Raw genomic sequence first — 19,453 nt, 5'->3', positions numbered from 1 at the left:
CAGAATACTAAAAGGTGTTTCTAATAAGGAGCACCTTTTTTCACCAACAAAAAGGGGGGAAAGAAGTATGCTTCAATCTAATATGGATGTGAGTTTAGAAAGTTTGGTGAACTCATTACAGTCTACTCGAAGCACGCTATTATCAGAAATTGAAATGTTAAATGATACAGAAGTGAATGTAAAGCCACGCCGTGATAAATGGAGTATTATTCAAATTTTGCATCACTTGCACTTAATTGAACAATCAGTTACGTCTGCCCTTGTATATGCTTTACAAAAAAATGAAAGAAATACGACTCCATTTAAAGATCTCCAACTTACGCTTGATCGCACACATAAACGAGAAGCTCCTCAGCAAATGCAACCAACAGAAACGTTAATGAAAAAACAGCAAGGAATTCAATTACTAGAACATTCACGACAAGAACTATTACATGCGCTTCATAGTGTGATAGATGAAAAAGATCTATTTGAAAATGGATTAAAGCATCCGGTTTTTAATGATCTGAATTTGTATCAGTGGGTTCAATTTCTTGATTTGCATGAACAAAGACATCTTACGCAGTTAAAAGAGGCGAAACACGCAATTTTACAGCGGTAATTAGAAGGAAGTGGGAGACCACTTCTTTTTTGATACGTGCATAGTTTTCTTTCTTATTTTGGAATACTACATGGAGAAAGAAAAGAAGGAGTTGAAAAGTATGTCCAACAAAAAGAAAGAAGAAGAGCGCGCTTGGAAAGCACGTAAAGAAAATCAAAAACCACATGGAAAAGTGAAAGCCTTTGCTGAATTAGTTGAAGGAACAGAAAAAACGTGATGATTATTTCATCACGTTTTTTGTATGAGTGGAAAAGTTAATAAGAAGGTTGTACCAGTCCCTTTTTCGCTTATAATATCAATTTTTCCATTCATAGCTTGCACAACACTGAATACGACCATCATTCCAAGACCAGTCCCTTTTTCTTTCGTTGAGTAGAAAGGGGATCCAAGGCGTTTTACTTGTTCTTGATCCATACCAACTCCTGTATCTTTTATATATAACTGAATACGCTTATGATCAGGAACTAATGTGAAATAAAGATCACCGCCTTTTGGCATGGCCTCAATGCAGTTTTTTAAAATATTTAACAAGCATTGATTTAGTTTTTGTTTTTCTCCCGCGATAAAAAAAGAAGTGCTTTGCTTTATATAATGAGTACGCACATTTGCTAAATTAGCAAGCGGTGTAATTAACGCTAATGCGTGTAGTAGTTCTTCTTCTAACTGTAATGTTTGTTCTTTTTCAATACTTGGTTTTGCAAAGGTTAAATAATCTGTAAGAACGTGATTTGCTTGTTCGATTCCGTTGATGGCTATATCGATATATAATTTTCTCTCCTGTTCAGTGCATGTATCTGATTGTAAAAGTTGCAAAAACCCTTTCGTTGAAGTTAATGGATTGCGAATTTCATGAGAGATAGAAGCTGCCATTTCACCAATTAAATGAAATTTTTCAGCATTCATAAGTTCGTTTTGTAGACGAACTTGAGTTTGTAATATATGTAGTAAATATAAAATAAGGATTGTACCAAGTATCGTACATAACTCATACACAATAATATGTGGTATATAATCAGACTTATTTGTAACTTTTGAAAGAAAGAATGGTATCCAACTAAAGCCGTATGTGAGACTGTAGATAATAGCAAGTGTTATTTTTATACGATTAGAAGTTCGATTGAAAACTTTGTATGTAAATAGTAGGACAATAAATAGAAGGATAGAACCGATAAGCGATGGAAAAACACCTATTCCTCCTAATAAGAAGCGGTATATATTTAATACAATTAATATAGATCCACCGGCAATAGGACCTCCTGTTAATGTACCGACAATTAATACGATATGGCGCATATCAAATTGAAATCCATAATTTGTTTTTGCTCCGAAAGTAATACATAGTATGGTAGCGAGGCAACATAATGCAATAAATATAGCTGAATTTAATTTAGGAGAACGTTTCCCTTTTTGATTCCAAAATAAATGGTATACGAGCATGGTAACAAGGATGAATAATATATTTAAAAAGAGATAAATAATAAAGGGTTTCAGTGGGGTGCCTCCTCTCTTCTCACATTAAATTAATCATACTATAAAATGAAAGAAATGAAATGAGAAATAGCGGAAAAATCAGAAATTTTTTCTGGTAGTATACAATATGTTACAATAAGCTTTGTCAATGAAAGAAGGAATTCCGTGCAATGCACGGGAGAGGTTCGCGAACTCCCTCTATAAAAAACTATGGAAACAACAATATCTTTAGGTATTGTTTTGTTTTTTTATTGTGACAGTTCAAGAACGTTCTTTCTTCTTATTCGTAGTAGAGAAGGAGAATGAGTGAAATGAAAAAAGAAAAGGCAGTTGTTGTTTTTAGTGGAGGGCAAGATAGTACGACATGTTTATTTTGGGCAATAGAGCAGTTTGCAGAAGTAGAGGCTGTAACGTTTAATTACAATCAACGTCATAAGTTAGAAATTGATTGCGCAGCAGAAATTGCAAAAGAGCTAGGAATTAAACATACGGTACTAGATATGAGTCTATTAAATCAACTTGCTCCAAATGCGTTAACGAGAACGGATCTGGAGATTACACATGAAGAAGGTGAATTGCCATCGACGTTTGTAGATGGACGAAATTTACTATTCTTATCATTTGCTGCTGTATTAGCAAAACAAGTTGGGGCACGTCATATTGTAACGGGTGTATGTGAAACTGATTTTAGTGGTTATCCAGATTGCCGTGACGTGTTTGTGAAATCGTTAAACGTTACTTTAAATTTATCCATGGATTATCCGTTCGTAATTCATACACCACTTATGTGGATTGATAAAGCAGAAACATGGAAATTATCAGATGAACTTGGAGCATTCGAGTTTGTTCGAGAAAAAACATTAACATGTTATAACGGAATCATTGGTGATGGTTGCGGTGAATGTCCAGCATGTCAACTTCGTAAAGCAGGATTAGATACGTACCTGCAAGAGCGTGAAGGAGCGAGTAACTAATGGATAACTTCTTTGGATTTCGCATCGTAGAAAATTTGCAAAAAATGGACAAGGATATTCAGCGTAAGCAGCTTAAATATCATAATAAAAGAGTAATGGTCAGCAAGGAATTTACATTTGATGCAGCACACCATTTGCACTGTTATGAAGGGAAATGTAAAAACTTACATGGTCACACATATAAAGTTGTATTTGGGATTAGTGGATATGTAAATGAAATCGGTCTTGCGATTGACTTTGGAGATATAAAAGAAATTTGGAAGAATGAAATAGAAGGCTATTTAGACCATCGTTATTTAAACGAAACGTTACCAGCAATGAATACGACTGCTGAAAACATGGTCGTTTGGATTTACGAAAAGATGGCAGAAGCATTAATAAAAGATAATCGTGCGAACGAATATAAAGGAGCTCGTGTTGAATTTGTTCGTCTTTTCGAGACGCCAACTAGTTATGCGGAAGTAAGACGGGAGTGGATGCTCGATGAGTAAAATCCCTGTTTTAGAAATATTTGGTCCGACTATTCAAGGTGAAGGAATGGTTGTGGGACAAAAGACGATGTTTATCCGTACAGCTGGCTGTGATTATAGCTGTGCTTGGTGTGATTCTGCTTTTACTTGGGATGGATCGGCTAAAGATCAAATTAGACAGATGACAGCAGAGGACGTTTGGAATGAGCTTGTAGAAATTGGTGGCGAAAATTTTTCTCATGTTACGATTTCAGGTGGAAATCCAGCGTTGCTGAAAAATATTGAGTTTCTTCTTTCTATATTAAAAGAGAATGGAATGCGAACGGCAATTGAAACGCAAGGGAGTAAATGGCAAGATTGGTTACTTCAAATTGATGAGATAACGATTTCTCCAAAACCACCAAGTTCGGCAATGAATACTGATTTTCAGAAGTTAGATGCTGTGATTCAGAAACTAGCAGGAAAAGATATTAGTTTAAAAGTAGTAGTATTTGACGATCAAGATTTTGAATATGCAGTTAAGATGCACGAACGTTATCCAAATGTGCCATTTTTCTTACAAGTAGGGAATGATGATACAAAAACAGTGGATGATGCGATGTTGATTAAAAAATTATTAGATAAGTATGAGTGGCTTATTGATAAAGCTGTAAATTGTAAAGAGATGAATGATGCAAAAGTATTGCCGCAGCTTCATGCGTTAGTATGGGGAAATAAACGCGGGGTATAATGAGAAGGGATGTTTAAAATGGCAGGAAGATTAGATGAAGATTTAAAAGATGTAACGTTACTAGGAAATCAAAATACAAAATATTTATTTGAATATAGCCCAGAAATTTTAGAGGTATTTGATAATAATCATCCAAATCGTGATTATTTTGTGAAATTCAATTGCCCTGAATTTACAAGCTTATGTCCGAAAACAGGTCAACCAGATTTTGCAACAATTTATATTAGCTACATTCCAGAACAAAGAATGGTAGAGAGTAAATCTTTAAAGCTATATTTATTTAGTTTCCGCAATCACGGTGATTTCCATGAAGATTGCATGAACGTTATTATGAATGATTTAATTAAATTAATGGATCCACGTTATATTGAGGTATGGGGTAAATTCACACCACGTGGAGGGATTTCAATTGATCCTTACTGCAACTACGGTCGCCCAGGAACGAAGTATGAACAAATGGCAGACTACCGCATGATGAACCATGATCTATATCCAGAAACAATTGATAATCGTTAATATATAATAGAAAGAAAGGATCTGTATAACATACAGATCCTTTCTTTCTATTATATTATGCATTTTGATTAATGACAGTATAGTTTTTATGACTCACAACTGTAAGAGGTTCCATATCTAGTTCTCTAAAATTTTCCATAATTGTTATATCTACAATAACGGAGTTTTGATTTACTTTTTGAACACGGCCTTGCATTCCACCTTTAAATTCAATGATATCTCCAGTTTCTGCGATCTGCATAAGCAACTCTCCTTGTTACAGTTTTCCAAAAAAAGAATAATTTTGGTTTTTTTATTTCCTCTTATTTTGAACCATATTGTCCATTTTGTAAATGTTTCCAAAGTAAAAATTCGAAAAATATTCACATTTTGTAAGAAAATATGCAATAACTCCATGTTAATAGAAAAAAAGAACGGTTTAAATGCAGACATCTTTATATAGGGGTATAATGAAAAAACATACAATAACCTACTAAAGTGGGAGAAATTAGAGGCGGTAAAATGATGTTTGAATTTGTGGGGAGTGTTATAGCATTAACTTTATTTGGATTTTCTTGTATAAATTTAAAAAAGATTCGTCATCATGAAACGACTACATATTTTGATGGGATGGATGGTATACATACTGGGGTCACAAATGAGAGTGGCGGGGATATGTAAAGGTGTATAACTTTCTTTTTTTTGCGTGGTATGATATTTAAAAATAGTACATAATAGAGTTCGTAAGTGATGAATGGAGAGTGGAAAGAATGAAGATTTCTTTTATTCGTCATGGTCGCTTAGATCGTACTATAGAACCAATGACGGTTACATCCTTTCGTGAATGGATGAAAGGATATGACTTACATACTATAACAGAAAAAGCACCTATACCAATGGAAACAAAGGAAGCGGTTGAAGCAGCAAAATTGATTGTAACGAGTGATCAAAGGTGTGCTGTACAGTCAGCAGCTGAATTAGTGGATTCTTTATCTTTTATGCAAAATGCTCTTTTTAGGGAAGCTGAAGTTCCGACGAGTTTTTATGCTCCAAAATGGTTGAAGTGTAAACCTAATGTATGGATGTTTATCGGACGAACTGTATGGATACTTGGTTACCATAAAGATGTGGAGTCTTATAAGGAAGTAAGGGAGAGGGCAAAGCAAGCGGCTTACTTATTACATCGTTACGCTCTCGTATATGGAAGCATTGCTCTTGTAGGTCATAATTATGTGAATGTAATGATTGGTGCGGAACTGAGAGCGATGAGGTGGTCTGGTACGCCTATTTTGAACAGAGAGCCATGGGGATGTACAACATATACGTTTCACGAGGCGATGAATGGAAATGTATTGAATACGAATTTAACATAAAAGCACACGATTTATATAAATCGTGTGCTTTCTTTTTAAGATATAGAAACTTTGATGTTTAATGTTTTTACGAGATGTGCATAAGGTTCGCCTACGAGCATAACGATTTGATCCTTTTTATAACCTAGTTTTTCGTATAGTGAATAGGCACGTTTGTTTTCTAAATTAACAAGTAATGCGATTTTTTCATACACCTGTTCAGTTGCATGGATTTCAGCAGCTTCAATTAATTTAGAACCAATTCCTTTTCCGCCATATGCACTTGAAACTGATAATGTATCAATGTAATATTCATCAAGCTCAGCTTCTTTTTCTAACGTAATCGATTCATCTTTATGTAATTCTCTTAAGTGATGTACAATTGGTGCATCAAGCATTGTTGCTTCACTACCATGATAAGCGACAATAACTCCAACTGCATCCCCGTCGTGTTCATATACAAAACAGTTTTCGTAGCTCAGTCGATTTCGCTCTTTTGAGAACCATGTTTCAAGTCCTAGTAATACTTCTGTCTCAACAGTGCTACCTGTGATTTTTTCAGCAATTTCGTGCAGAGCGTTATACAATAAAGGCGCTACCAGCTTCGCATCTGTCTTTTTTGCTTTCCGAATCATAGTATCCCTCCTAGTTCTATTTATATATTGTAGCATAGTGGTATGAAACTTTGCATAATTGAATGTCGAAATGTTTGATATAGAGAAGTAGCTATGATAGTATATGATATTTAGTGGACATATAGTAAAGTGATATCTTTTGCGAAATATTGAAAATGAAATGAAGGTATAGCATCTGGATAATTTTACAGTTGTTGACCTAAAGAATATACGATAAAATAAAATATTGCATAGAGGTGAAATACATGGATAAAGAATTAGCAAATGCAATTTTAGATCAGCTGAAAAATGGTGAAATAAAGGAGTACGTTGTTACGAAAGATGTATTTTATACGTTCAGAGAAGTTGTAGTAAGTCGAGAAGATTTTAAACATATTATTGGGAACGCGCAGCGCGGCGGACAAGTAATTTATACATATTCAGAAACGCCACGTTCGTAACTAGAAGAATATAGGGGAGGAGAATTATGGGCGATTTTAAACAAGGCATATTACCGCATTGGGATTATATGTGGAAAGATAGAGCAGGAAATAGGTTTATGGGGATGGTTATGTACCCAGAGAAAAGAAAGTGTTCGGCAAAAATGCTGCAGAAAATAAAAAGAGCATATGAAGAGGCTATAGAAATTAAAGTAACTGTACAAGTTCAACATACATATCAGTACGTAGAAGGAATGATTGTGTACTTTGATGAAGAAGCTCCTGTATGTACAATGATTGATAAAGATGAAAATCCACATCATATATTTGTAAAAGATATTTTGCGTATTGAGCACTCTGAATAATCTTTTCATAAATAAGTTGAATTTCCATAATAATAATCTTTTTCTATAATAGTTATCTTTTAGTATGTAACGCGAACCGAAAGTATATGTATAATATTTAATAAAGTAAAATTGATAAATGTAATCGTTTTTTAGAACAGATTATCGTTTCATGTCTGTTCTTTTTTGCGTGATGCTGGAGAAATATATTCCTCCAGCATTTGCCGTTTTATGACAAAATATATTGGTAACTTTTTTAAAAATAAGGTTAAATTCGTTGACAACTTTTTTGAAAAGCACTTTATTGACATGAGTTTTAGAATGTTGTTTCATAGTCATTGTATTGAAAAAAATCGACTGTCTTGTCGAAAAGTGAAATTTAAAAAAAGAAAGAATTTATACATATATCTTGTGTCTTATTTTGAAACGTAATACAATATATAGAGAAAACAAGAATCAATATACAGAGAGTATAGATTGGAGAGGGAGGGTCGGAAATGATAGTTGCATATGATTCTATGACAGGAAACGTGAAGCGTTTCATTCACAAATTAAATATGCCGGCCGTTCAAATTGGTGAAGATCTAGTAATAGATGAAGACTTTGTTTTAATTACGTATACAACAGGTTTTGGCAATGTACCAGAACGTGTTTTAGAATTTTTAGAGCGCAATAATGAAAAATTAAAAGGCGTATCTGCAAGCGGCAATCGTAACTGGGGAGACATGTTCGGTGCAAGTGCTGACAAAATTTCTGCTAAATATGAAGTGCCTATTGTATCAAAATTTGAGTTATCAGGAACAAATAACGATGTAGAATATTTTAAGGAAAGGGTGCGGGAGATTGCGACACATTGAACTGAATAATGAAATCACGCAAATGCAGGACGGTTTTTATCAGCTTCATAAAGATAAAGAGGCATTAGAAGTCTTTATGGAAGAAGCTAGAGAGAATACCGTTCATTTTAATAGCGTGGCAGAGCGAATGGAGTATATGAAAGAACATGATTACTATTACAACGTTCTCGACGAGTATAGCTTGGAGGAAGTAGAAGAGGTATATAACATCGCTTATGGTGAAAACTTCGAGTTCCAATCTTATATGGCAGCATCTAAGTTCTACAAAGATTATGCGTTAAAAACAAATGATCAAAAACAATACTTAGAAAGCTATGAAGATCGTGTAGCAATTGTTTCATTATACTTAGGACGCGGTGATGTTGCGAAGGCAAAACACTTCGCAAGCATGATTGTAAAACAAAACTACCAACCAGCGACACCAACCTTTTTAAATGCGGGACGAAGCAGAAGAGGAGAAATGGTGTCTTGTTTCTTGTTAGAGATGGATGATAGCTTAAATTCAATCGGCTTTAACATTAATACTGCAATGCAATTATCGAAAATCGGCGGGGGAGTAGCCTTAAACTTATCTAAGCTACGCGCACGCGGTGAGCAAATTAAAGGTATCGATAATGCTGCAAGTGGTGTAGTACCTGTTATGAAATTACTTGAAGATTCGTTTTCATATGCGAATCAGCTTGGCCAACGAAAAGGTGCCGGCGCAGTATACTTAAACATTTTCCATTGGGATATTATTGAATTCTTGGATTAATTGGTAGTCCCTCTACGCAGTAATGTGTATGAGAAAACCTTGTGAACCTAACCAATAGGGTGTCGCAGTAGCGGCTAACGGTATCAGTTGAATAAGGGGTAAAAGAAAAAGAACCCGCGAAGAAGCTGACTAAGAGAGCCTACGGTCCATGTACATGGATAGCAGGTAATACCGTGCCAAGCTTGAAAGAAATGTTACTTGGGTGAAGTGGAATCTTATATTCACCGGAGGCGAGATTCCATGAACTGTGGAATTTATTTGATAATTAATAAGGAAAATAGGAAGTTTTATATTGGTAGTTCTAATAATTTTAAAGTACGATTTAAAACTCATAGAAATCAATTGAATGCTAATCGGCATCATAGTAAACATTTACAAGCAGCCTGGAATTTATATGGTGAGAATAAATTTGAGTTTAAAGGGATAATCGAGTTACCAGATGATAAGAACATTCTTCATAAGATAGAGCAAAGTTTACTAAGTCAATATTATGGGAAACAGTATTGCTACAACGGACATCCCATCGCTAGAGGTGGGGCGTTGAGTGGGGAAAAGAACCATATGTATGGGAAAACTCACTCAAAGGAAGTAAAAAAATTTCTTTCTGAAATTAATACTGGTCCTAATAATTATTGGTATGATAAACCTCAACATATGGAGAATATGAGATCTAAGATTACTAAACGATTTCACGGTAGAAAACATACTGATGAAACAAAAGAAAAAATGTCTAGGTCTCGTAAAGGTAAAAAACATACAAAAGAAACATGTATGAAGATAAGTAAAGCTCAAAAAAACCAATATAATTCTGGAAGAGAAAAACAAAAAAAGCCAATTGTTATAAATGACATTTACTATGAGTCTTTAGCGGAAGCCGGCCGAGCGTTTAATGTGCCTGCTAATACGATAAAATATAGAGTACTATCCAATAACTTTCCTAATTATCAATACTTTCAAGAAGGTGTAGAGACTATCGAACGCACGTCATTAGACGAAAGCTAGTAGAGTAGGCTGGAAATAGGTACCAGTCGAAGTGCAAGGCAACCAGTTACAGGTTGATGATATAGTCCAACCTTCATAGAAATATGAAGACGAGTTGACCAAAAAAATAAATGCTGATGAGAAGAGCCGTATTCAGTCTCTATCAATCGGAATTATCGTGCCAAGTAAGTTCTTTGAGCTAGCTGAGAAAAACGAACCTTTCCATGTTTTCGCGCCTTATACGGTGTATAAAGAATACGGAAAGCATTTAGATGATATTGATATCGATGAAATGTACGATGAATTAATGAGCAATCCGAAAGTGAAGAAGAAGCCGCTAGATATTAGTGCACGTGATATGCTTATTAAAATCGCTATGATTCAGCTTGAGTCTGGTTACCCATACTTAATGTTTAAATCAAATGCAAATAATCAACATCCATTGAAGGATATTGGAACTGTGAAGATGTCGAACTTATGTACAGAAATCTTCCAGCTTCAAGAAACTTCTGAAATAAATGATTATGGTACAGATGATATTATCCGTCGTGATATTAACTGTAATTTAGGATCGTTAAATATCGTGAATGTAATGGAAAATAAAGAAATTCGTGAAGCCGTTCATGCGGGAATGGAAGCTTTAACAGCTGTTTCTGATATGACGATCATTCCGAATGCACCAACTGTGAAAAAAGCAAATGATGAGCTTCATTCAGTTGGACTTGGCGCAATGAACTTACACGGATATTTATCAAAAAACAAAATCGCATATGAAAGTGCAGAAGCGAAAGAGTTCGCTCGTACATTCTTTATGATGTTAAATTACTACTCTATTGAGAAAAGTATGGAAATCGCTAAAGAAAAAGGCGAAACATTTAAAGACTTCGATAAGTCTGATTATGCGAACGGCACATACTTTGAAAAGTATGAAACGACAGATTACAGCCCAGTAACTGAAAAAGTTCAGCAATTATTTGAAGGAATTCATATTCCAACAAAAGAAGATTGGACAAGTTTAAAAGAGCAAGTGAAGAAGAATGGATTATATAATTCCTACCGTCTTGCTATCGCTCCAACACAATCTATCAGTTACGTTCAAAATGCAACTTCAAGCGTAATGCCGATCGTAAGTCAAATCGAATCAAGAACATACGCGAATGCGACAACATATTATCCAATGCCGTATTTATCAAAAGATACGTTCTGGTACTATAAATCTTCTTACGATATGAATCAGTTTAAATTAATTGATTTAATCGCAGAAATCCAAGAACATATTGATCAAGGAATTAGTACAATTCTTTATGTTAATAGTGATATTTCAACACGTGAATTAGCACGTTACTACATCTATGCACATAAAAAAGGCTTAAAGAGTCTGTATTATACGCGAACACGTAAGTTAAGCGTGGAAGAGTGCGTAGCTTGTACCGTTTAATATAAAAAGTGAGACATCATGAGCAGGGTTTTCTGAACCCTGCTCATGCTTAGTTATCAATTTTTCATGTTTATTTAGAGAAGGGGCGATTGAATGCGTGCGGTAAACTGGAACAAAAAAGAAGATGATTTTAGTTTAATGTTTTGGAAGCAAAACATCGCTCAGTTTTGGACAGAAGAAGAAATCGCGGTATCTTCTGACAAAAATACTTGGGTGCAATTATCAAAAGAAGAGCAAATTGCGTATAAGCGTGTATTAGGTGGTTTAACACTTTTAGATACGAAACAAGGTGGCGAAGGGATGCCGCTTGTACTTGTTCATCTTGAAAATTTACAAGCGAAAAGTGTATTAGCTTTCATGGGTGCTATGGAAGAAGTACATGCGAAGAGTTACAGTCATATTTTCACAACGTTAGCTACTGAAGAAGAAATCGATGATATTTTTGACTGGGTAGACAATCATCCGTTACTTGAGAAAAAGGCTGGTATTATTACGGGTTACTATCGTCGTTTATTAAAGCCTGAAGTAACGAAAAAAGAGTTATACATGGCAATGGTAGCCAGTGTGTTCTTAGAAAGTTACTTATTCTATAGTGGTTTCTTCTATCCACTTTACTTAGCAGGTCAAGGTAAATTGACGGCAAGTGGTGAAATTATTAACTTAATAATTCGTGATGAATCAATTCACGGCGTATTCGTCGGTATTTTAGCACAACAACTCTTCGCAGAACTTTCTGCAGAAGATCAACAAGAAGTGCAAAAAGAAACACAAGAGTTATTAATGGAACTATATGAAATTGAAATGGCATACACAGAAGAAATTTACACTTCTATCGGTCTTGTAGAGGATGTAAATCGTTTCGTTCGTTACAATGCGAATAAAGGACTTATGAACTTAGGACTTGAGCCGAAGTTTGAAGAAGAAGAAATTAACCCAATCGTTTTAAATGGTTTACGTACAGATACGAAAAACCATGATTTCTTCTCTGTAAAAGGAAATGGTTACGTAAAAGCGACGAACGTTGAAAAGTTATCTGATGATGACTTCGTATTTAATTTTTAATATATGACCATAAAGAAAAGCTGTCTTATTCATTGATAAGGCAGCTTTTCTTTATGGTTTTGTTTACATAACACTATTATTTTTGTATAACGATTTCTGTTGAAAAAGTTCTATCCGGCTAATGGATAGAACTTTTTTGTAATTAAATGGGTATTTACAATCCTTTTGTATCGGTGTATTATTTAACTAGTACACCGATACAAAAGGAGGGAAGAAATGAAAATAGAGTTTTCTCCAAATACACCAATTTACATTCAGGTAATGGAATACATAAAAAAAGAAATCGTAACAGGACATTTATTGCCTGGTGATAAAATTCCCTCTGTACGTGAATTAGCGAGTGAATTACAAGTAAATCCAAATACGATTCAGCGTACATTTCAAGAGCTAGAACGGGATGGAGTTGTAGTAACGCGTAGAGGAATGGGACGATATGTAACGAATGAAGGGGAGAAAATTATGGAGCTGCGAAAAGAGATGGCGAAAGAATTACTTCATTCTTTTATAGATGGAATGGACAATTTAGGTTTTTCAGAAGAAGAAATTCTTACAATCCTTCGTTCTTCATTACATGAGAAGAGGGAGGAGAGCGAATGACAGAGCTATTAAAAATAGAAAATTTATGGAAGAGATACGGATTAAAAGCAGTGATCCGTGAATTAAATATAGAGATTACGGAAGGGAAAATTATAGGACTCGTTGGAGATAATGGGAGCGGGAAAACGACGTTATTGAAAATGATTGCTGGTCTGCAGCATCCTTCCGAAGGGAGTATTACAATCGCTGGTAAAAAGGTCGGATTAGAAACGAAAGAAATTGTTTCTTTTATGTCGGATAAACCAGTATTTGATGATTGGATGACGGTAAAAGATTCTTTATTTTTCTATCGAGATTTTTATAAAGACTTCGACATTCAAAAAGCGGTAGATACGATTGCGGAATTTAAAATACCGTTAGAAGAAAAAATTACAGCTTTATCAAAAGGTATGGTTGAAAAGCTACAAATTATTTTAACATTTTCGAGGAAAGCGAAGTTGTACGTACTAGATGAACCGCTTGGCGGAATTGATCTTGTTTCTAGAGAACATGTATTAGAACTTATTTTACAGTTTTATCGCGAAGATTGTACCATTTTAATTGCAACACATTTAATTGGAGAAGTGGAAAATATTTTTGACGAAGTAATCTTTTTAAAAGATGGTGAAAGTGTACTGCATGAAAATGTAGAAGAATTACGTTTCCAACGAGGAAAAGCTGTTACGGATTTGTTTAAGGAGGTGTTTAGTAGATGAAGGCCAGTTTAATATATATGTACAATGCGAATAAAAAACAAATTTTCATTTCGTTATTGTCATTCATATTTATTGCAGCTGTCGCTTTTGTAAGTATGGGGAATTATATTAAACAAGAATCAGGAGAAGTAAGGCAAATGATTACAATTGCTTTAGTATTCTTAGTTTATTTAATTTTTGCGGTATTAGTATTTCTGCAGGCGATGTCTGCGTTTGGGAAAATGACTGAAAGTAAATTATTTCGGTTAACACCGATATCTGGTAAAAAAATTGTTTTAGCAATATTGTCATATGCAGCAATTAGCTTAATGTGTTTTGAAGTAATAGGTGCTATGTTTTTCTATAGTATCTCGATGAAAGTAATAAAAGGTACAGAACTCCATGAATTGTTATTTACCGAAAGTACACTTACGCTAGATATGGTAAAGCAGTTATTTAGTAGCGTGTTATATGTATTTAATTTATCAAGTATATTGTTAGTCTTACTTTTTACAGTAGCTGGTGTGAAAGTATTTTCTTTGAAAAAGAAAAAAATGGAGTACGTAATTATTTTCTTCCTATTTTTACTAGTAACGAAAGTAATCAATCTGATATATGAAATGCTGGGCCGACTTGCGCCTATACCTACTTTTATTAAAAAATTAGTTTATATAGATGAATCAGCGGATATGAATCTCATACTATATCCAGAAAGACTTATGAATTTATATAGTATTGCTTTTTCAATCGGTATATTTGTTTTACTTGTTTATATAACAGGTCGCATAATCGATAAAAAACTAGAAGTCTAAAGGAGGAATCAACATTGGGAAACGTAGTAGTAAAGTTAGAGAATGTTCGAAAAAAGATTGGTGGAACGGAAATTATCCGTGGCTTATCATTTGAAGTTCGTGAAGGGGAAGTGTACGGGTTTCTTGGACCGAACGGTAGTGGGAAAACAACGACAATTCGTATGATGACAGGTCTTATATCAATGACAGAGGGCGATATTACAATTTGTGGTCATAGTATTCGCACGGAGCGTGAAAAGGCGCTAGAGCAAATTGGAGCGATTGTAGAAAATCCTGAACTATATGATTATATGACTGGAATGCAAAACTTAAAGCATTTTGCGAATATGGCAATTACACCAATTAGTAAAGAGCGCATTGCTGAGATTGTAAAGCTTGTTGAATTAGAGCATGCGATTCATAAAAAGGTGAAAACATATTCACTTGGTATGAAACAACGTTTAGGAATTGCACAGGCATTACTTCATCAGCCAAAAATCTTAATTTTAGATGAGCCGACAAATGGATTAGATCCAGCTGGTATTCGCCAAATTCGTGATTATTTACAACGTTTAGCGAAAGAAGAGAATATTGCTGTAATCGTATCAAGTCACTTATTAAGTGAAATTGAACTCATGTGTGATCGCGTCGTTATTATTAAGCAAGGTGAGTTTGTGCAAGAGTACAACTTACATGAACAAGCGAAACACGATGAGACAGTAGTTGTAGCTTTTGAAGTAGATCAAGTACAGAAAGCAAATGAAATCATTAAAGGTAAGGCGCAAGGAAATATAATTGCAGTATCTGTAATGAAAGAAGAAATCCCACAACTTGTAAAAAAACTTGTAAATGACGATGTGCTTGTATACGGAGTTACTGTTCAAAATAAAACGTTAGAGGATGAGTTCTTAGCGATTACAGGGGGAGTGAAAGCGTAATGTTTAAATTAATTCAAAATGAATTTTTAAAGTTACATGCGAAAAAAGGTATGTATATTTTAATTGGTGTAATTGCAATATTGGAGATTTTGGGAGTTTTAGCGATGCTGAAATGGGGAGACGGAAGTGAATTTAAAGGATCATATTTAGATTTTGCAAGTTCAGAGATTGGTTTAATTACTTTGTTTGCAACAATTTTTGGAATTACGATTGCTTCTCGTATGATTACTGATGAGTTCCAAAAAGGTACAATTAAGCAGTTATTAATCCGTCCAAGAAAAAGAATGACAGTTTTATTCTCTAAATATATTACAGTGATACTTACTATAGTATGTATCATATTTGCTAGCACGTTAATTGCAATGATTATTGGCGGAATTGTAATGGATGGTAGTAAAACAGAATTAACGTTAGGAATCGTAATGAAATCTACTTTATATCAAGTACTTTCACCGTTCTTCTTTGTGACGCTTGCATTTTTCTTAGCAAACGTATTTAGAAAATCTGTATTACCATTAATTATTACGATGTTCCTCTTCTTTTTACAAGGAACAATTAATATGGTATTAATGATGTTTGCAAAAGGTGTAGCAAAGTTTGGAGTATTCTTCCATTTAGATTTAAGAGCTTACGACAGCAATAAATTAATTAGTGGCGGAGTAGAACCTACATTTACAGAATTTACATTTACAACTTCATTATTACTTGTAGCTGCATACTTTGTTGTATTGCTTGTAGCATCGAGTGCATTATTCCAAAAACGTGATGTATTATAATAAAAGAAATCCCCGCTTGTAGAAACGGGGATTTTTTATTACATAACTTTCTCGTAGATTTCAATGGAAAGAAAAAAATGATTACTATATGTTGTTCGGAAGAATTTGAGAAAAATAGGGATATTTTCAACTATATTCATATTATAATTTAATTATCATACTGTTTATTTTTACTATCTTTGGGGGGGTTCTATATGCACTATGCATTTTCACGTATAAGACTACGCAGTTTTTTTGGATGGATGATTATAGGGTTGTTTCTTACGATGATCCTATTAGAGCTAGCAAATGTTTCTGAGAATACGCTGGAAGTTGTTTCACAAATAACTATATTTTTTGTATTTCCGTTATTTTGGTTATACGTAAAAACAAATAAAAATAATGTTGTATTTAACAGTTTTTTTGATAAGCCAGGACGTTTACCGTGGGGATTAATTGTATTAGCAACGATAATGGGAATGATTTTTTCAGTTGGTATATCTCATATTCAATTTTACATATTAGCACATACGTTACCGAATTTCTTAGTTACTATGTTAGAAGACGGAAACGTTATTAATACGAGTAACATATATATGACGATATTTACTTTCATTTCAGCGTGTGTGTTAGCACCTATTATGGAAGAGGTTATTTTTAGGGGGTTCTTTTTACAGCGAATGGCTTATAAATGGGGAATTAAAAAAGCTGTAATCATATCTTCACTTATTTTTGGTTTAGGACATTTTGATGTTATTGGTGCATTTATGTTTGGTGTTGTGATGTGTCTTTTATACATAAAGACGAAAAATATATGGACAAATATCGCTGTACACGCTCTAAATAATTTGATTGCAACAAGTATGCAATTTGTCGGTGGAGAAGAGAGTGGTGCAATTTCAATTCCTGAATTACAAGCGCAAAGTAATTTATGGATCGGTATCGGTCTTACAGTTGTTGGTTTACTTTGGTTAACTCCGTATGTTTGGAAGCAATGGCGTACAGTAAAAGAAGTTGGTGTGCCGCCGATGCGCTTTATAAATGAGGAAAAAATAGTAAGTGTGTTACAAGAAAATGAAGTGTATAGTCAAGTGATTGTAACAGATAGACTGATGGCTGTAGAGCTACCAGATGAAGCAGTAAATAAGCTTCGATTAGAAGAAAATGATTATGTAACAGTATCTGTAGAAGAAGATAAAATCGTTATAAAGAAAGCGCACGATAGATAATTAAAAAGTAGCTCCTTAGGAGCTACTTTTTAATTTGTAATAATTTCTACACGAAAATTATTACCGTTCTTTACATATTTAATATCTGTAACAGTGCGGACTGTTTTTAAAATCTCCACTTTTTCACCAATTCGAGGGATAGTCGGAACGTTATCCCAAATGCCAAGCAAGTCATCTAATTGTGCCGTTTTTTCATAAAACCAGATTTTCAATGTAAAGCCCCTTTCTCGAACTTTATGTATTTTAATACATAATATATTATTTTTATTCTTATTGTAAGGGGTTTTTATATATTTTATGAATAAAAATAAATTAAACTTCTGGGAAGATATGTTCAATATCAGGAGTAAGAGATACTTCTGATAATACGATATGAGAAACAGTCGTTGCATATGAAGAAACATCATTGATAAATTCTTCAAGTTCAACGAGTGAAGGAACAGAAATTTTTACAATGTAGCATAAGCTCCCTGTTACTCGGTAACAAAAACTTGCAGATGGATAAGACTGAATAAACTGTTGCATACGTGTTGTATCACCATTTTTTAAAGTGATTTCTAAAATACAATCTAAAACAAGTCCTGCTTTTTTATAATCGATATCGATTGTGTACTTTTGAATAACGCCTTCACTTTCAAGTTTGCGAACACGTTCTGCAGTAGACGGAGCAGATAAGTTTACTCGTTTCGCCAATTCACGCATGGAAAGGCGACTATCATTATATAATTCATTTAAAATCTTTCGATCGACACGGTCTAGTTGCATTTGTAAATATACCTCCAGTAAAATAATAATTTTTGTAAAGTAAAAATATAAATTAAGATTCATATGAAATGTAAAGTGAACTTTATTTATTTTACAATAAAACGGAAGGAAATAGGAGGGGAAATGATGGAGAGAATTTCATTATCAAATGTAGGAGTTACAAAGTTTCAAAAGCTATTAGGGCATAATCCGGACCTATTACATTCATGGAGTATGGTAGAGGATACATTGTATAGTAAAGGAACTCTTTCAGCAGAGCTAAAGGAGCAAGTAAGAAGAACATTAGCGTACGGGAATGAATGTCCGTACTGTATGGCAAAGGGAAGACCTGATGATATGCAAAAGGTAGAAGAAATGAGTGTAGCAGTTACTTTTGCACATACATTTGTTCATGATAAAAAGGCAATAGATGATAATATGTTTCATGCATTGAAACAATATTGGACGGAAAAAGAAATTGTAGAGCTTTGCGCTTATATTTGTTTTATTACTGCGTCACAACAACTTGGTTTTCTGTTTCAATTACAGCCGAATGAAGGAGAAAATGATGACTAATCAAATAGCACTTATCATAATTGATGTACAAAAGGCGTTTCAGTTACCATACTGGGGCGAGAGAAATAATCTTTTTGCTGAAGAAAACATGAGAATGTTATTAGCAGAATGGAGAAAAAGGAAACGACCAGTTTTTCATATTCAACATGTAAATAAAGAAAATGCTCAATCGATGTTTTATGAAGGAGCGGAAACGGTGAACTTTAAAGAAGAGGTGAAGCCATTACCAGGCGAAGTGATTATTCAGAAATCTGTTAACAGCGCGTTCATTGGGACAAATTTAGAAGAGCAATTAAGAGAGAACAAATGTAATGCAGTAGTGGTTGTAGGATTAACGACAAATCATTGTGTGGAGACTACGACACGAATGGCAGGAAATTTAGGATTTACAACGTATTTAGTGAGTGATGCAACGGCTACTTTTAACCGTAAAGGTCCAGATGGTAAAGAGTATAATGCAGAGGATATTCACAATATGACACTTGTAAATTTACATGAAGAGTTTGCTACGATTGTAACGACAAAAGAAGTATTAAAATTATTTTAAGAAAATAATTGCGAATTATG

General features: G+C 34.1%; 26 protein-coding genes, 2 pseudogenes and 1 riboswitch. Of the genes and pseudogenes, 23 read left to right on the top strand and 5 right to left on the bottom strand.

The window, feature by feature from the left end; genetic code table 11:
* Window positions 1–67 precede the first annotated feature (67 nt).
* Together AABL52_RS20185 and AABL52_RS20180 are read left to right on the top strand one after the other, a co-directional pair.
* Entirely contained in the window at window positions 68–601 is a 534-nt protein-coding gene (locus AABL52_RS20185) for a DinB family protein (protein ID WP_000941963.1), read from the top strand.
* 100 nt (window positions 602–701) lie between these two features.
* Window positions 702–818: a DUF6254 family protein gene (locus tag AABL52_RS20180; protein ID WP_000066280.1), complete on the top strand. Its 117-nt coding sequence runs from the start codon at window positions 702–704 to the stop codon at window positions 816–818.
* Between the two features lie 11 nt (window positions 819–829).
* Here AABL52_RS20180 and kinB read toward each other — a convergent pair whose 3' ends face one another.
* Entirely contained in the window at window positions 830–2,038 is a 1,209-nt protein-coding gene (gene kinB, locus AABL52_RS20175; protein WP_002070958.1) for a sporulation sensor histidine kinase KinB, read from the bottom strand.
* Between the two features lie 207 nt (window positions 2,039–2,245).
* Window positions 2,246–2,289, top strand: a riboswitch (PreQ1 riboswitch).
* A gap of 93 nt (window positions 2,290–2,382) precedes the next feature.
* Here kinB and queC point away from each other — a divergent pair.
* The 4 genes from queC to queF are packed head-to-tail and all read left to right on the top strand — an operon-like array spanning window position 2,383 to window position 4,761.
* Window positions 2,383–3,045, top strand: coding sequence for a 7-cyano-7-deazaguanine synthase QueC (gene queC, locus AABL52_RS20170; RefSeq protein ID WP_000711591.1), 663 nt, complete (start codon window positions 2,383–2,385; stop codon window positions 3,043–3,045).
* Complete coding sequence (gene queD, locus AABL52_RS20165; protein WP_341518268.1) at window positions 3,045–3,536, top strand: 6-carboxytetrahydropterin synthase QueD; 492 nt, start codon at window positions 3,045–3,047, stop codon at window positions 3,534–3,536. Before queC ends, queD begins: the two co-directional genes overlap by 1 nt.
* Window positions 3,529–4,245, top strand: coding sequence for a 7-carboxy-7-deazaguanine synthase QueE (queE, locus tag AABL52_RS20160; protein WP_000036276.1), 717 nt, complete (start codon window positions 3,529–3,531; stop codon window positions 4,243–4,245). The genes queD and queE overlap by 8 nt, the downstream gene beginning before the upstream one ends.
* Window positions 4,246–4,263: 18 nt before the next feature.
* A complete protein-coding gene (gene queF, locus AABL52_RS20155) occupies window positions 4,264–4,761 on the top strand; it encodes a preQ(1) synthase (protein ID WP_000918895.1) in 498 nt (165 codons plus the stop codon).
* A 55-nt stretch (window positions 4,762–4,816) separates the two neighbouring features.
* Here queF and AABL52_RS20150 read toward each other — a convergent pair whose 3' ends face one another.
* A complete protein-coding gene (locus tag AABL52_RS20150; RefSeq protein WP_001165081.1) occupies window positions 4,817–5,002 on the bottom strand; it encodes a YkvS family protein in 186 nt (61 codons plus the stop codon).
* A gap of 260 nt (window positions 5,003–5,262) precedes the next feature.
* Between AABL52_RS20150 and AABL52_RS20145 the strand changes: the two genes are divergently transcribed.
* Together AABL52_RS20145 and AABL52_RS20140 are read left to right on the top strand one after the other, a co-directional pair.
* Window positions 5,263–5,421 (top strand): hypothetical protein, encoded by a 159-nt coding sequence (locus AABL52_RS20145; protein ID WP_341519755.1) that lies wholly within the window; start codon window positions 5,263–5,265, stop codon window positions 5,419–5,421.
* An 89-nt stretch (window positions 5,422–5,510) separates the two neighbouring features.
* Window positions 5,511–6,113: a histidine phosphatase family protein gene (locus AABL52_RS20140; protein WP_097845695.1), complete on the top strand. Its 603-nt coding sequence runs from the start codon at window positions 5,511–5,513 to the stop codon at window positions 6,111–6,113.
* A 35-nt stretch (window positions 6,114–6,148) separates the two neighbouring features.
* Here AABL52_RS20140 and AABL52_RS20135 read toward each other — a convergent pair whose 3' ends face one another.
* Window positions 6,149–6,727 carry a GNAT family N-acetyltransferase gene (locus tag AABL52_RS20135; RefSeq protein ID WP_340420958.1) on the bottom strand — a complete coding sequence of 193 codons (579 nt, stop codon included), beginning with the start codon at window positions 6,725–6,727 and terminating at the stop codon, window positions 6,149–6,151.
* A 245-nt stretch (window positions 6,728–6,972) separates the two neighbouring features.
* Between AABL52_RS20135 and AABL52_RS20130 the strand changes: the two genes are divergently transcribed.
* The 13 genes and pseudogenes from AABL52_RS20130 to AABL52_RS20070 all read left to right on the top strand — a co-directional run bounded on the left by AABL52_RS20130 (window position 6,973) and on the right by AABL52_RS20070 (window position 17,566).
* On the top strand, window positions 6,973–7,167 hold the full coding sequence (locus tag AABL52_RS20130) for a hypothetical protein (protein WP_000356682.1): 195 nt from the start codon (window positions 6,973–6,975) through the stop codon (window positions 7,165–7,167).
* A 26-nt stretch (window positions 7,168–7,193) separates the two neighbouring features.
* Window positions 7,194–7,511 (top strand): hypothetical protein, encoded by a 318-nt coding sequence (locus tag AABL52_RS20125; protein ID WP_000502198.1) that lies wholly within the window; start codon window positions 7,194–7,196, stop codon window positions 7,509–7,511.
* A gap of 476 nt (window positions 7,512–7,987) precedes the next feature.
* The gene (nrdI, locus tag AABL52_RS20120) at window positions 7,988–8,347 is read left to right on the top strand and encodes a class Ib ribonucleoside-diphosphate reductase assembly flavoprotein NrdI (RefSeq protein WP_000634376.1); all 360 of its coding nucleotides are present in this window, start codon (window positions 7,988–7,990) and stop codon (window positions 8,345–8,347) included.
* Window positions 8,334–9,098 (top strand): annotated as a pseudogene (locus AABL52_RS20115) (ribonucleotide reductase N-terminal alpha domain-containing protein); the annotation flags it as partial. The gene nrdI and the pseudogene AABL52_RS20115, both read left to right, overlap by 14 nt.
* A 243-nt stretch (window positions 9,099–9,341) precedes the next feature.
* Window positions 9,342–10,103 carry a group I intron GIY-YIG endonuclease gene (locus tag AABL52_RS20110; RefSeq protein WP_000995589.1) on the top strand — a complete coding sequence of 254 codons (762 nt, stop codon included), beginning with the start codon at window positions 9,342–9,344 and terminating at the stop codon, window positions 10,101–10,103.
* Window positions 10,104–10,200: 97 nt separating this feature from the next.
* Window positions 10,201–11,520, top strand: a pseudogene (locus tag AABL52_RS20105) (ribonucleoside-diphosphate reductase subunit alpha); the annotation flags it as partial.
* Between the two features lie 93 nt (window positions 11,521–11,613).
* Window positions 11,614–12,582: a class 1b ribonucleoside-diphosphate reductase subunit beta gene (nrdF, locus tag AABL52_RS20100; protein ID WP_097845697.1), complete on the top strand. Its 969-nt coding sequence runs from the start codon at window positions 11,614–11,616 to the stop codon at window positions 12,580–12,582.
* Between the two features lie 216 nt (window positions 12,583–12,798).
* A complete protein-coding gene (locus AABL52_RS20095) occupies window positions 12,799–13,179 on the top strand; it encodes a GntR family transcriptional regulator (protein WP_000687513.1) in 381 nt (126 codons plus the stop codon).
* Complete coding sequence (locus AABL52_RS20090; protein WP_046958220.1) at window positions 13,176–13,874, top strand: ABC transporter ATP-binding protein; 699 nt, start codon at window positions 13,176–13,178, stop codon at window positions 13,872–13,874. Before AABL52_RS20095 ends, AABL52_RS20090 begins: the two co-directional genes overlap by 4 nt.
* Window positions 13,871–14,665, top strand: coding sequence for an ABC transporter permease (locus AABL52_RS20085; RefSeq protein WP_341518267.1), 795 nt, complete (start codon window positions 13,871–13,873; stop codon window positions 14,663–14,665). The genes AABL52_RS20090 and AABL52_RS20085 overlap by 4 nt, the downstream gene beginning before the upstream one ends.
* A gap of 14 nt (window positions 14,666–14,679) precedes the next feature.
* Window positions 14,680–15,582, top strand: a complete 903-nt coding sequence (locus tag AABL52_RS20080; RefSeq protein ID WP_000528796.1) for an ABC transporter ATP-binding protein — start codon at window positions 14,680–14,682, stop codon at window positions 15,580–15,582.
* Entirely contained in the window at window positions 15,582–16,358 is a 777-nt protein-coding gene (locus AABL52_RS20075) for an ABC transporter permease (protein ID WP_341518266.1), read from the top strand. Before AABL52_RS20080 ends, AABL52_RS20075 begins: the two co-directional genes overlap by 1 nt.
* Window positions 16,359–16,552: 194 nt before the next feature.
* The gene (locus tag AABL52_RS20070) at window positions 16,553–17,566 is read left to right on the top strand and encodes a CPBP family intramembrane glutamic endopeptidase (RefSeq protein WP_000558784.1); all 1,014 of its coding nucleotides are present in this window, start codon (window positions 16,553–16,555) and stop codon (window positions 17,564–17,566) included.
* Window positions 17,567–17,595: 29 nt separating this feature from the next.
* On the opposite strand, the gene AABL52_RS20065 is transcribed toward AABL52_RS20070, so the two are convergent.
* Together AABL52_RS20065 and AABL52_RS20060 are read right to left on the bottom strand one after the other, a co-directional pair.
* Complete coding sequence (locus tag AABL52_RS20065) at window positions 17,596–17,778, bottom strand: DUF3913 family protein (protein WP_000707107.1); 183 nt, start codon at window positions 17,776–17,778, stop codon at window positions 17,596–17,598.
* Window positions 17,779–17,878: 100 nt separating this feature from the next.
* Window positions 17,879–18,331 (bottom strand): Lrp/AsnC family transcriptional regulator, encoded by a 453-nt coding sequence (locus AABL52_RS20060; RefSeq protein WP_001175500.1) that lies wholly within the window; start codon window positions 18,329–18,331, stop codon window positions 17,879–17,881.
* Between the two features lie 63 nt (window positions 18,332–18,394).
* Between AABL52_RS20060 and AABL52_RS20055 the strand changes: the two genes are divergently transcribed.
* Complete coding sequence (locus AABL52_RS20055) at window positions 18,395–18,886, top strand: carboxymuconolactone decarboxylase family protein (RefSeq protein ID WP_341518265.1); 492 nt, start codon at window positions 18,395–18,397, stop codon at window positions 18,884–18,886.
* Entirely contained in the window at window positions 18,879–19,433 is a 555-nt protein-coding gene (locus AABL52_RS20050; RefSeq protein ID WP_341518264.1) for a cysteine hydrolase family protein, read from the top strand. The genes AABL52_RS20055 and AABL52_RS20050 overlap by 8 nt, the downstream gene beginning before the upstream one ends.
* Window positions 19,434–19,453 lie beyond the last annotated feature (20 nt).

Origin of the sequence: Bacillus paramobilis, assembly GCF_038096195.1 — a bacterium.
GTDB classification, from domain to species: Bacteria; Bacillota; Bacilli; order Bacillales; family Bacillaceae_G; genus Bacillus_A; species Bacillus_A mobilis.
This window is presented reverse-complemented; position numbering and strand designations above follow the sequence as displayed.

Coding starts and splice junctions, on each gene's coding strand:
- AABL52_RS20185 (WP_000941963.1), top strand. CDS start 68: ATGCTTCAATCTAATATGGATGTGAGTTTAGAAAGTTTGGTGAACTCA.
- AABL52_RS20180 (WP_000066280.1), top strand. CDS start 702: ATGTCCAACAAAAAGAAAGAAGAAGAGCGCGCTTGGAAAGCACGTAAA.
- kinB (WP_002070958.1), bottom strand. CDS start 2,038: ATGCTCGTATACCATTTATTTTGGAATCAAAAAGGGAAACGTTCTCCT.
- queC (WP_000711591.1), top strand. CDS start 2,383: ATGAAAAAAGAAAAGGCAGTTGTTGTTTTTAGTGGAGGGCAAGATAGT.
- queD (WP_341518268.1), top strand. CDS start 3,045: ATGGATAACTTCTTTGGATTTCGCATCGTAGAAAATTTGCAAAAAATG.
- queE (WP_000036276.1), top strand. CDS start 3,529: ATGAGTAAAATCCCTGTTTTAGAAATATTTGGTCCGACTATTCAAGGT.
- queF (WP_000918895.1), top strand. CDS start 4,264: ATGGCAGGAAGATTAGATGAAGATTTAAAAGATGTAACGTTACTAGGA.
- AABL52_RS20150 (WP_001165081.1), bottom strand. CDS start 5,002: ATGCAGATCGCAGAAACTGGAGATATCATTGAATTTAAAGGTGGAATG.
- AABL52_RS20145 (WP_341519755.1), top strand. CDS start 5,263: ATGATGTTTGAATTTGTGGGGAGTGTTATAGCATTAACTTTATTTGGA.
- AABL52_RS20140 (WP_097845695.1), top strand. CDS start 5,511: ATGAAGATTTCTTTTATTCGTCATGGTCGCTTAGATCGTACTATAGAA.
- AABL52_RS20135 (WP_340420958.1), bottom strand. CDS start 6,727: ATGATTCGGAAAGCAAAAAAGACAGATGCGAAGCTGGTAGCGCCTTTA.
- AABL52_RS20130 (WP_000356682.1), top strand. CDS start 6,973: ATGGATAAAGAATTAGCAAATGCAATTTTAGATCAGCTGAAAAATGGT.
- AABL52_RS20125 (WP_000502198.1), top strand. CDS start 7,194: ATGGGCGATTTTAAACAAGGCATATTACCGCATTGGGATTATATGTGG.
- nrdI (WP_000634376.1), top strand. CDS start 7,988: ATGATAGTTGCATATGATTCTATGACAGGAAACGTGAAGCGTTTCATT.
- AABL52_RS20110 (WP_000995589.1), top strand. CDS start 9,342: ATGAACTGTGGAATTTATTTGATAATTAATAAGGAAAATAGGAAGTTT.
- nrdF (WP_097845697.1), top strand. CDS start 11,614: ATGCGTGCGGTAAACTGGAACAAAAAAGAAGATGATTTTAGTTTAATG.
- AABL52_RS20095 (WP_000687513.1), top strand. CDS start 12,799: ATGAAAATAGAGTTTTCTCCAAATACACCAATTTACATTCAGGTAATG.
- AABL52_RS20090 (WP_046958220.1), top strand. CDS start 13,176: ATGACAGAGCTATTAAAAATAGAAAATTTATGGAAGAGATACGGATTA.
- AABL52_RS20085 (WP_341518267.1), top strand. CDS start 13,871: ATGAAGGCCAGTTTAATATATATGTACAATGCGAATAAAAAACAAATT.
- AABL52_RS20075 (WP_341518266.1), top strand. CDS start 15,582: ATGTTTAAATTAATTCAAAATGAATTTTTAAAGTTACATGCGAAAAAA.
- AABL52_RS20070 (WP_000558784.1), top strand. CDS start 16,553: ATGCACTATGCATTTTCACGTATAAGACTACGCAGTTTTTTTGGATGG.
- AABL52_RS20060 (WP_001175500.1), bottom strand. CDS start 18,331: ATGCAACTAGACCGTGTCGATCGAAAGATTTTAAATGAATTATATAAT.
- AABL52_RS20055 (WP_341518265.1), top strand. CDS start 18,395: ATGAAATGTAAAGTGAACTTTATTTATTTTACAATAAAACGGAAGGAA.
- AABL52_RS20050 (WP_341518264.1), top strand. CDS start 18,879: ATGACTAATCAAATAGCACTTATCATAATTGATGTACAAAAGGCGTTT.